The following is a 10,796-nucleotide window of genomic DNA, read 5'->3' as shown; positions in this document are numbered from 1 at the left end:
TGGTGGTCATTTTCGGTTATGGATAATCCCTTCGACAGTCCACGCATCCTACTAAAAGAGGCGAAGGAACACATCGCCCGCGTCGAACTTGGAGCAGAAGCCTTTCTCAACAACAAGGGTAACATCGGCGGAACCGAGGTCGACCCAAAAAGCGGAGAGATACTTCTCTATGTCCAGTTTGCTTCTGGCATCCCCATGCGGATTAATATGGACGTCAAGGCAGCCGCAAGAGACCTACGAGACGCCCTCGATCATGCTGTTTACGCCAGTGCTGTCGTGATTTCTGGCGGTGACCCTGAAAAGACCAAATTCTTGGTGGCCGACACAACCGATGGCATCCAGCAAGCTATCAAGCGAAGAACGTGCAAAGATGTCCATGAAGATATCATCGCCCTCATGGTCAAAGAAGGCGCCTGCGAAACCGGGAACCGAACTATATGGACCCTTAACAAGCTGCGGAACCGGGATACACACAAGGTTATATCGGCTGCACACCTCACATCCGAAGGTTTTAAGACGCAGAACGGAATAATTGATGCCGAGTTCACCCTTATCAGTGAATGGCGCACTACCCGAAATCGCGTGTATTTTGCTCGATGCTCCGCAAAATCTCAGTTCCACGTCGAGATAGGACCTACCTTGGCAGTATGCTTCAATAGGGCTTTGAATACCTCCCGTGAGCCAGCTTCTACGTTTCTGCATCGCGCTGCGGATGAGGTCGAACGCATCATTGGGGACATCGAAAAAGAGACACTCCGCATTATCGCGGACCGCCCTTAGCGCTGGCCTGTCATGAGCATCACTAGCAGGATTCGGCTGCTTTGTCGTCTACATCACCCCGGGGCTTGAACCGGGGTTAGGCTTTTCTTTGCGGCGTGCGGCAAGAACGGTAGTTCACGCAGAGAGCGCAGAGGCCGCAGAGACCTATCGTGGGGAAGCACAGGGGATCGTGGATCGATGGGAGGCTTTGTACATTCTCCACATCTCTGCGCTCGTGGCGGTCTCTGCGCGAAAAAGAAAAGAAGCGGGACCCCGGGTCAAGCTGTACAGACCGGGGGGACGGTGAAAGGGGGGAAAGAGTAGCCCTCCCTGGCCTGCCAGTCCAAAACCGCGCTAAACCGTGCCTGCCCCGTCCGGTTGAGACGCTGCTTCCGTCCCTTCGGGCCCGCGTTTTGTGCCCCAGTGGATCGAGCTCCAGACGCGTTCGTGGAAGTAATAGAGGCCGATCTTGGTGATCACTTCGGTGCCCGCAATCGCGCCTGCCTGGGCCGGGCTGCCGGTGAACAGCCAGCCCAGCAGGAACGTATCAATGCTGCCCAGCGTGCGCCAACTGATCGCTTTGACGATGGAACGGCTGTGGTCTTCGTGACCGCGAAACAGGATCATTCAGACAGTCCCCCAAAGCACCGTTGCCCCCGGCTCTACCCGATCAGCAAAGCAACGATGCGCTCTGCGGCATCTTCGGGTGTTTCGCGCGTGGTGTCTACCCGAATTTCAGGAGCCTCTGGCGCTTCATAGGGGCTATCGATCCCGGTGAAATTCTTGAGCTGGCCAGCGCGCGCCTTTTTATACAGGCCCTTTACGTCACGGCGTTCGGCCTCTTCCAGCGGCGTGTCGATGAACACTTCGTGGAATTCGCCCTCGGTCAAAAGGCCGCGCACCATTTCGCGCTCGGCGCGGAACGGGCTGATGAAAGCGGTCAGCACGATCAGGCCGGCATCGGTCATCAACCGGGCCACTTCGCCCACGCGGCGGATGTTTTCGATGCGGTCCGCCTCGGTAAAGCCCAGATCCTTGTTCAGCCCGTGGCGCACATTGTCCCCATCCAGCAGGAAGGTGTGCTTGCCCAGCGCGTGCAGCTTCTTTTCCACCAGATTGGCGATGGTCGATTTGCCCGAACCCGAAAGGCCGGTGAACCAAAGCACGGCAGGCTTCTGGTTCTTCGATGCGGCATGGGCCTCGCGGCTGATGTCCAATGCTTGCCAATGCACGTTCTGTGCGCGACGGAGGCTGAAGTTCAGCATGCCCGCCGCAACCGTGGCATTGGTGATCTTGTCGACCAGCACGAACCCGCCCAGCGTGCGGCTTTGCGCATAAGGTTCGAACACGATGGGCTTGTCGGTGGCCAGTTCGGCCACGCCGATTGCGTTCAGTTCCAGCGTCTTGGCGGCAAGCTGTTCCATCGTGTTGACGTTCACGACATATTTGGGCGCCTGTACGGTGGCCGATACGGTTTGCGTGGCAAGCTTGAGCCAATAGGCGCGGCCCGGAATCATCGCTTCGTCGTTCAGCCACACGAAAGTCGCTTCAAACTGGTCGGCGGCCTGTGGCGGATTGTCGGCCAGCGCGATCACATCGCCGCGTGAACAGTCAACCTCGTCGGCAAAGCACACCGTCACCGATTGTCCGGCAACCGCCTGATCCAGATCCTGATCGAGCGTGACGACGCGGGTGACCGTGCTGGTCTTGCCCGATGGCAGCACACGGATCGCATCGCCCGGCTTGACCGAACCTGTTGCGATCAGGCCGGAAAAGCCCCGGAAATCAAGGTTCGGACGGTTGACCCATTGCACCGGCATGCGGAACGGCTTGTCCACGTCGGCAGACGACAGAACTTCCACAGTTTCCAGATGCTCGATCAGCGTCGGGCCTGAGTACCAAGGCGTGTTGTCAGACTTCGTGGTGATGTTATCGCCCTTGAAGCCCGAAATCGGCATGGCGGTGAAGGCTTCGATCCCGATGGAGCGGGCAAATTCGGTGTAATCCTTGACGATGGCGTCGAAGATGACCGGATCGTAATCGACCAGATCCATCTTGTTCACCGCCAGCACGATGTTCTTGATGCCGATCAAGTGGCACAGATAGGAATGGCGGCGCGTCTGGACCAGCACGCCCTTGCGCGCATCGATCAGGATCACGGCAAGGTCGGCGGTTGATGCGCCGGTCACCATGTTGCGCGTATACTGTTCGTGGCCGGGGCAATCGGCGACGATGAACTTGCGCTTTTCGGTGTTGAAAAAGCGATAGGCCACGTCAATCGTGATGCCCTGTTCGCGTTCCGCCGCCAGACCATCGACCAGCAGCGCGAAATCGATCTCTTGGCCTTGCGTGCCAACCTTCTTCGAATCGTTTTCCAGCGCGGTAAGCTGGTCTTCGAAGATCATCTTCGAATCATACAGTAAGCGCCCGATCAGCGTCGATTTGCCATCATCCACCGATCCGCAAGTAATGAAGCGCAGCATCGTCTTGTGCTGATGCTGGTCAAGATAAGCCTCGATGTCCTCGGCGATGAGGGCTTCGGTCTGATAGATCACGTTATCGTCCGACATCAGAAGTACCCCTGCTGCTTCTTCACTTCCATGCCCGCGCCGCCGGCATCCTTGTCAATCACGCGGCCTTGACGTTCGCTGGTGGTGGTCAGCAGCGTTTCCTGGATAACTTCCGGCAGCGTCTTGGCGGTGCTTTCGACAGCGCCGGTCAGCGGGAAGCAGCCCAGTGTGCGGAAGCGGATCGAGCGGTTGGTTATCTCGGGGCGATAGCCGAGCACTTTTTCCAGCCGCTCGATATCGTCGGCCATGAACAACTGGCCTTCCCACTCGAATGTCGGGCGCACGTCCGCAAAGTAGAGTGGGACAATCGGCACATCGTTGAGGTGGATGTACTGCCAGATGTCGAGCTCGGTCCAGTTGCTGATCGGGAACACGCGGATCGATTCGCCCTTATTCTTGCGGGCGTTATACAAGTTCCACAGTTCGGGGCGCTGGTTCTTGGGGTCCCAGCCATGGCTGGCGGTGCGGAAGGAAAAGATGCGCTCCTTGGCGCGGCTCTTTTCCTCATCGCGCCGCGCGCCGCCGAATGCTGCATCAAAGCCATACTTATCAAGTGCTTGCTTCAGGCCCTCGGTCTTCCACATATCGGTGTGCAGCGCGCCGTGATCGAACGGGTTGATGCCGCGCTCGGTCGCTTCGGGGTTTTGATAGACCAGAAGTTCCATGCCGCTTGTCGTCGCCATCTTGTTGCGCAGCGCGTACATTTCCTTGAACTTCCACGTCGTATCGACATGGAGCAGCGGAAAGGGCGGTGGCGATGGGTAAAACGCCTTGCGCGCCAGATGCAGCATCACCGCGCTGTCCTTGCCGACAGAATACATCATCACCGGGTTTTCGGCCTCGGCCACAACCTCGCGCATGATATGGATGGCCTCGGCTTCAAGGCGCTGCAAGTGGGTGAGTGTTGAACTGGTCATGGGTCGGTATTCCGCTCCGCTATTGCGTGATGCGACATTCGCGCACTGTTATGATGACTTATGCTCCCATTTGGAACCATGGAGGCGAATGCAAAACTTTGCAGGCGGCAACTCCAGCTTCCTCCTTCCAGTCAGACTGAAAGCTTGCAGCGCAGCGGGTGAAGGCCTAAGCGCATTGCATGGCCGTATACTTGCATGAAAATGACCTTCCCGACGGCGCTCTCGCGCCCGGGCCGGTTGCCGTCGATACTGAAACAATGGGGCTGATCACGCCCCGCGACAGACTGTGTCTCGTGCAGATTTCAGACGGCTTGGGCGATGAACACCTCGTCCGCTTTGCACCCGGCAGCGATTTCGCCGCACCCAACCTGAAAGCCGTTCTGGCCGATCCCGCCCGGCTGAAGCTTTATCACTTCGCCCGGTTCGATCTTGCAGCGGTCGAACATTATCTTGGCGTTGTCGCAGCGCCGGTATTCTGCACCAAGATCGCCTCAAAGCTGGTCCGCACTTATACCGATCGCCACGGCTTGAAAGACCTTGTGCGCGAATTGCTTGGCAAGGAAATCTCCAAACAGCAGCAATCCAGCGACTGGGGAGCGCCCACTTTGAGCGATGCGCAGCAGGAATATGCCGCATCCGATGTGCGCCATCTCCATGCTATGCACAAAATTCTGGTCGAGCGGCTGGAACGCGAAGGCCGCACCGCCATTGCGCAGGCCTGCTTCGATTTCCTGCCGATGCGCGCGCGTCTCGATCTGGCCGGCTGGGCAGAGCGTGACATCTTCAGCCACGAGTAATGTGCAAAGGATAAGGCTGCCACGATGACCGTGCAAGCCGACATCATGCGTACCAAGCGCCGGGGCTTTGCTGCCCCCGGCAGCTTTCATGATCGCCTTGTCCATTTTCTAGCGCGGGCATTGCCAGCGGCCGTCGGCGCGATGGTCGCGATCATGATCATTTCACCCTTATCGCCGCGCGGGGAAATCAGCTTTCTGCTTGATCGCCGCAAGGTGGCCGTGCTCAATGATCGCGTGCAAGTGTCGAGCGCGATGTATCGCGGGCAGGACGATGACGGGCGCAGCTTTTCGATAAGCGCAGGCTCTGCAGTACAGCACACGCAAGCGGTGCCAACTATCGAACTCGATCAGCTCACCGCGCGGATTTTGCTCGATGATGGTCCGGCGCTGCTCACGGCGGGCAAAGGCTCCTATGATTTCGGCAAGGAAATTGTCGACATTGTGGGGCCGATCAATTTCCAGACCGCCGATGGTTACCGGATGACCGCAACCAACGTCGACATTGATCTGGGTTCCAAGCTTCTGAAAAGCCGTGGTCCGGTGGAAGGCCGCATTCCCGCTGGCACATTTTCTGCCGACACGATAAGCGCCAACTTGTCGGAACGCTCGGTAACGCTGCAAGGAAACGCCCGCCTCCATATGGTGCCGGACAGGATGAAAATGCCATGACCAGATTTGAAATCATCCGCGCTGCCCGCCCCTTGCGCATGGCTGCGTTGGGCTTTGCCGGATCGGCCGCGCTGGTCGCGGGCGCACAGCATCTGTCAGCGCAAGGGATCGCCAGCCACAACAGCGATGCCCCGGTCAACTATCTGGCGGACCGGATCGAGGTGCAAGACAAGGCCAAGCGCGTGGTCCTATCAGGCAACGTAGACATTTCGCAAACCGACTTGCGCCTGCAGGCTGCCCGCACAACTGTGGCCTATTCAGACGCTGGCGGCATCCAGATTGACCGGATTGATGCCACTGGCGGGGTGCAAGTCACGCGCGGCAGCGAAAGCGCGCGTGGCGATGTGGCGGTTTATGATTTTGGCCGCAATATCATCACGATGACGGGCAACGTCGCACTCCGCCGTGGTGGTGATACCCTGAATGGCGGACGGCTGGTGATTGACCTTGATTCAGGACTGTCGAGCGTGGACGGACGTTCAGGCGCTGCCAATGGGGCAGGCAGCAGCCGGGTTTCAGGCACATTCAAAGTGCGCGAACGCGATTAACTGACCCCGCGCACGCAGTTTTTGCGCGCTTCAGCTATCAATCCGGCTTCGGCATCGAGCTTGCGCCGCGTGTAAACACTTTCGATCCGCTGCAAGGTCGAACATTCAAACCGCGCACCTTGCCTGGCCGCCAATGCCAAAGTTTCAGCCAAGTGCTCCGGCTGCACAGCTCCGCTTTGGGCAAGGAAGGCATCCATCCAACGGCCGTTATTGGCCATTGTGGCCGCCATAGCCTTGCGGCCATCCGCGCTGGCCATTAGCTTGGCCGTAGCAGCAGCAAGTGGCATCTGGCTTTCACCCATTCCCCAGAGTGCCGCAAGCCTCCTTGTTGCTTCGGGCAAGTCACCCGCTTTGGTGGCGATTTCCAGCATCGTTTGCTGGGCAACCGAATCGCGCCAGCCGCGCTGGGCAGCCTTTTGCAGCAGCAAAAACGCCTTCTCGTTGTCACCATTGCGTACCGTTGCGATGGCCAGCAACGACAAGTGCTCGGCAGGTATGGGGCGACGTTGGACCAGAAGCTGCGCTGCCTTTAACGCCTCGGCCGGATCGGCCGAGCGGACAGTGGACAGCACCAGCCGCGCTTGCGAAAAGCTCCTGAACATTTGCGGGACAACCGGCGCCAACATCGGGGTACGCCGCGCTTGGCGATCCAATTGCGCGCCTGCAGCGAGAAACGCGAGTGCCACCAGAAGGCCAATCCATGCATAACGGATCATGACGTTGGCTCCCCGTTACTGACGGGTTCAAGTTTGCGCGGGGGCGCAATCAGCAGAAGCGCAAATGCGGCAAGGCATAGCATCGTTTGGTTTCGCAATGGAAAATCGAGCGTTGATTGCAGCGCCATGGCCACAAGTATCCCGGCACCCGCCAGAGCGGTCCAGCGTTGCGGCGTCAAAACGGCGCGCCATGCGGCAAAAACGATCCACGCCACCCAGCCCAGCACCACGGCAAGACCGAAACCGCCTGCTTCAATGGCGAGTTCGATATAATCATTGTGCGCCCGCCCCGCCCGCCGGGGGGAGATGTACTCCAAAGATTCGTCGACCTGAAAGACTTCGTCAAAGGTGCCCATACCTGAACCGACAGGCCAGTAACGCTGCGCTGCAAACCGGGCATCTTCCCAAATCAAAGAGCGTTGCCCGTCCCCTTGTTCGAAACGGTCAGCAATGGTGCCAAGACGTGTTTCACCCAGCATCGGGATCAGGCCGATGAGGACAACGGAGGCAAGGCCCGCGGCAACAAAAGCGCGCGATATGGTTGCGAAGGTGAACGTCGATGTCTTGGCGTATCCGGTTATAGCTTTTGCAGCGGCAAGACTGGCAGGCAAAATCAGCAAAGCGATGCTGCTTCTGGATTGGGTCAGAAAAACACCCAAGGTTAGCAGGATGGCAACCAAAAGTTTGCCCAGCGTACCAAGCGCAGTGCGCTTGGCTACAGGCAAGGCAACGAGCAGCAGCAAGCAGCAATCGAGGAAAAGGCCCGTCGAATTGCGGTTCGCAAACAGGCCGAACATGATCCCGGGCTTTGCGCTGGCAGGATACAACAGGCTTAGCCCATCCGTGCCCAGCGCTTCGGCAATGCCGGGCACGAGGTTAAGCATTCCCAAGCCGATCAGGACAGCCATGATGCGCTGGCGCTTTTCGCAATCCAGCGACCAGCCAAGCGCGATGACCGTGAACGGCGCTATCAAACCGATAAAAGCAACAAATGTCCGAGCCTGGCTGACGGTGAGCGCTGACCAGGTGTGGCCACCTGCAAAGCCGTAAGCTTCGGCAACCAGTTGCCTGCCCGGGAGTCCGGACCAGATCGCGGCCGGGAGCGGGACGAGTTGGATCAGCGGCAGTGCCAATGCCGCAAGCACCAGCGCAATCATCGCGCGCGGTGCCGAGGCAAAGAAGCTGCGCACAGCTTCATAGGACATCGCGAGTATTGCCAGTGCGGCAAGTTGCACCACGAGGTTGGACAAGCCATAGCCAGCCCCGCCGCCACCGAACAAACCGGCCAATATCAACAATATAGATATCTGTCCAAGGGGCGTTTTGAGCATGCCTCGTGATGACATTTATTTGGCTCTATCACAAGATACGTTTGAACGAAGCCAGCGCGTGATTCACGTTTATTGGCACAATCAGCAATAGAAACAGCCCATTGCCCAAAACGCCAAAAACCCGGCCACTACAAAAGTGACCGGGCTTTGCCAGCTCAAAAGGAGCTTAAACGATCAATCGCCGGGTGTTTTTGCGATTTCGTTGACAACAACCGCAGTTGCTGCAACCGAGCCAACGATTACAGCGAGCAAAAGCAGCGGTGCCAGCGAGTTGTCGGCAGCAACCTTAGCAGATGCGCGGTTGGCCGAATAGACTGCGGCAGGATAGATCGAAGATCCGCTCGCGCGGGTTCCGGCTTGCGCTGCAATCGGCGTAACCAGCAGTGCAGACGCAGCAAGCGCCGAGGCAATCTTTGAGAAACTCATTTAAATTCTCCTAAAGCAGTACCGCTTCCGTCTACCGCCCTCTCGACTAAAGTTCATACTGCGATGCAAAATGATTCGCAACAAAAACTAGGTGTTAACCCTTACTTTTAGCAATTTAAGGGAAAAATCCCATCGCAGCCAATGGACATGTCAACCCTTAAGTAGCTCGATTATCGAGATTTTACGTTTGTTTAATGCCTCTGAGATGCTGATTCTAGTTGAATTTTTTACGGCTTTCCTGGGATCTATCGATATCGGAAGCATCTCGCGTCTGCACTCGCAAGGCAACATCTGTGACAATCGGCACAATGCTGCAATGCGTCATTCTCTCCTCGCAGTCTTTCAGCAGCCTGCGAATTTTGGCAAGCATGTGCCACTTTGGACCATCAGCGCCATCACTTGCCGATGCGGAGTCAGGCTTGACCCATTGCTACAATGCTGCGATGCAGCGTCCGTTTTGGAGATACTGTTCCAATACCATGCGGATATTCGGGTTGCGCCATGTTTGGAGCGATTGGTGCTAGCCCTGTTGGATCTGGAACCGGATCTACACTTTCTGGGGGAAGTGTTTCAGCTACAGAGGGCTCACATAATTCGGAAGTGGGATAGTACGTGGAAAATACAGCAAATAAGCCTGCCCGCAAAGGAATCATTCTGGCAGGCGGATCAGGAACAAGACTCTACCCACTGACGCGCGGTGTTTCAAAGCAGTTGATGCCCGTATTCGACAAACCGATGATTTATTACCCGCTGAGCACGCTCATGCTCGCGGGTATTCGCGACATACTGATCATTACCACGCCAGAGGATGCTGCGCAGTTCCAGCGTGTCTTGGGAGATGGATCTGCATTTGGTGTGGCGCTATCTTACGCGGTTCAACCGACCCCTGATGGCCTTGCGCAAGCCTTCCACATTGGCGCCGACTTCATTGGCGGCGATCCAAGCGCGCTCGTGCTTGGCGATAACATTTTCTATGGTCATGGGCTGCCGCAATTGTTGCAAAGTGCAAGTAGGCAGAGCAGCGGCGCCAGCGTCTTTGCATACCGGGTTAACAATCCCGAAGCTTATGGCGTTGTTTCGTTCACCAGCGATGGCCGTGCCGAAACGATTGAGGAAAAGCCGCTCACCCCCAAGTCGAACTATGCGGTGACGGGGCTTTATTTCTACGACAACACCGTGGTTGACCGGGCGCGGGATTTGCAGCCTTCGCCGCGCGGGGAACTTGAGATCACCGACTTGAACCGGCTCTACATGGATGAGGGCGCGCTGTCGGTCGAGATCATGGGACGCGGTTTTGCCTGGCTGGATACCGGAACGCATGGTTCCTTGCTGGATGCCGCCACTTATGTGCGCATCACCGAAGAGCGGCAGGGATTGAAGATTTGCTGCCCGGAAGAAATCGCGTGGCGGCAAGGCTTCATCACCGATAGTGAGCTTGAAGCCATCGCACAGCCATTGCGCAAATCGGGTTATGGCGAATATCTGTTGCAATTGTTGAATGATCGGGGCGCGAGATGATCATTACCGCATGCGACATTGCCGGACCGCTTATCATCGAGCCCAAAGTGTTTGGGGATGAACGTGGCTTCTTTATGGAAAGCTGGAACGCAGCCGCTTTTGCGCAAGCAGGGCTAGACCTGACCTTCGTTCAGGACAATCACAGCCGCTCGCAAAAAGGCGTGCTGCGCGGCATGCACTTCCAGAACCCCGCACCGCAGGGCAAGCTGGTGCGCGTCGTATCGGGCGCGGTGTTTGATGCCGTGGTCGATTTGCGGCGGTCTTCGCCAACATTCGGCAAATGGACGGGTGTGCTGCTTTCGGCAGAGAACAAGCGCATGTTCTGGGTGCCCGAAGGCTTTGCCCACGGCTTCCTGACGCTGGAAGAAAACACCGACTTTCTCTACAAATGCACGTCTGCCTATTTGCCGCAGAATGAATGCAGCCTGGCTTGGGACGATCCCGAGGTAGGCATCGATTGGCCGCTGGACGGGATTGAGCCTAAACTTTCGGCCAAGGACGCGGTTGGCGTGCCACTGGCGCAAGTGCAAGCATTCGCATAAGGC

Annotated in this window: 12 protein-coding genes; 6 read left to right on the top strand and 6 right to left on the bottom strand. The window is 57.4% G+C overall.

What is annotated here, in order from left to right; translation table 11 throughout:
* Positions 1-18 precede the first annotated feature (18 nt).
* Positions 19-780, top strand: coding sequence for a hypothetical protein (locus tag IP81_RS00340; protein WP_054105976.1), 762 nt, complete (start codon positions 19-21; stop codon positions 778-780).
* A 333-nt stretch (positions 781-1,113) separates the two neighbouring features.
* Here IP81_RS00340 and IP81_RS00335 read toward each other — a convergent pair whose 3' ends face one another.
* Genes IP81_RS00335 through cysD form a run of 3 tightly spaced genes read right to left on the bottom strand, consistent with a single transcriptional unit; the run spans position 1,114 to position 4,246 of the window.
* Positions 1,114-1,386 (bottom strand): DUF2061 domain-containing protein, encoded by a 273-nt coding sequence (locus IP81_RS00335; protein WP_054105975.1) that lies wholly within the window; start codon positions 1,384-1,386, stop codon positions 1,114-1,116.
* Between the two features lie 35 nt (positions 1,387-1,421).
* A complete protein-coding gene (gene cysN, locus IP81_RS00330) occupies positions 1,422-3,329 on the bottom strand; it encodes a sulfate adenylyltransferase subunit CysN (protein ID WP_054105974.1) in 1,908 nt (635 codons plus the stop codon).
* The gene (gene cysD / locus IP81_RS00325; RefSeq protein ID WP_054105973.1) at positions 3,329-4,246 is read right to left on the bottom strand and encodes a sulfate adenylyltransferase subunit CysD; all 918 of its coding nucleotides are present in this window, start codon (positions 4,244-4,246) and stop codon (positions 3,329-3,331) included. The genes cysN and cysD overlap by 1 nt, the downstream gene beginning before the upstream one ends.
* A 179-nt stretch (positions 4,247-4,425) precedes the next feature.
* Between cysD and IP81_RS00320 the strand changes: the two genes are divergently transcribed.
* From IP81_RS00320 to IP81_RS00310, 3 genes are read left to right on the top strand one after another with little or no spacing between them, the layout of a single operon-like run.
* A complete protein-coding gene (locus tag IP81_RS00320) occupies positions 4,426-5,043 on the top strand; it encodes a ribonuclease D (RefSeq protein WP_054105972.1) in 618 nt (205 codons plus the stop codon).
* A 24-nt stretch (positions 5,044-5,067) separates the two neighbouring features.
* Positions 5,068-5,712: an LPS export ABC transporter periplasmic protein LptC gene (gene lptC, locus IP81_RS00315; protein WP_054105971.1), complete on the top strand. Its 645-nt coding sequence runs from the start codon at positions 5,068-5,070 to the stop codon at positions 5,710-5,712.
* Positions 5,709-6,260, top strand: coding sequence for an LptA/OstA family protein (locus IP81_RS00310; protein ID WP_054105970.1), 552 nt, complete (start codon positions 5,709-5,711; stop codon positions 6,258-6,260). The genes lptC and IP81_RS00310 overlap by 4 nt, the downstream gene beginning before the upstream one ends.
* Here IP81_RS00310 and IP81_RS00305 read toward each other — a convergent pair.
* The 3 genes from IP81_RS00305 to IP81_RS00295 form a co-directional block, all read right to left on the bottom strand.
* Complete coding sequence (locus tag IP81_RS00305; RefSeq protein ID WP_054105969.1) at positions 6,257-6,976, bottom strand: hypothetical protein; 720 nt, start codon at positions 6,974-6,976, stop codon at positions 6,257-6,259. The two genes, IP81_RS00310 and IP81_RS00305, sit on opposite strands and share 4 nt — an antisense overlap.
* Positions 6,973-8,274 carry an O-antigen ligase gene (locus tag IP81_RS00300; protein ID WP_054105968.1) on the bottom strand — a complete coding sequence of 434 codons (1,302 nt, stop codon included), beginning with the start codon at positions 8,272-8,274 and terminating at the stop codon, positions 6,973-6,975. The genes IP81_RS00305 and IP81_RS00300 overlap by 4 nt, the downstream gene beginning before the upstream one ends.
* A 207-nt stretch (positions 8,275-8,481) precedes the next feature.
* Positions 8,482-8,733, bottom strand: coding sequence for a hypothetical protein (locus tag IP81_RS00295; RefSeq protein ID WP_054105967.1), 252 nt, complete (start codon positions 8,731-8,733; stop codon positions 8,482-8,484).
* 612 nt (positions 8,734-9,345) lie between these two features.
* Here IP81_RS00295 and rfbA point away from each other — a divergent pair.
* Together rfbA and rfbC are read left to right on the top strand one after the other, a co-directional pair.
* Entirely contained in the window at positions 9,346-10,251 is a 906-nt protein-coding gene (rfbA, locus tag IP81_RS00290) for a glucose-1-phosphate thymidylyltransferase RfbA (RefSeq protein ID WP_231626181.1), read from the top strand.
* On the top strand, positions 10,248-10,793 hold the full coding sequence (gene rfbC, locus IP81_RS00285) for a dTDP-4-dehydrorhamnose 3,5-epimerase (protein WP_054105966.1): 546 nt from the start codon (positions 10,248-10,250) through the stop codon (positions 10,791-10,793). Before rfbA ends, rfbC begins: the two co-directional genes overlap by 4 nt.
* Positions 10,794-10,796: the final 3 nt, after the last annotated feature.

It is taken from the genome of Novosphingobium sp. AAP83, assembly GCF_001295795.1.
Lineage (GTDB): Bacteria > Pseudomonadota > Alphaproteobacteria > Sphingomonadales > Sphingomonadaceae > Novosphingobium.
This window is presented reverse-complemented; position numbering and strand designations above follow the sequence as displayed.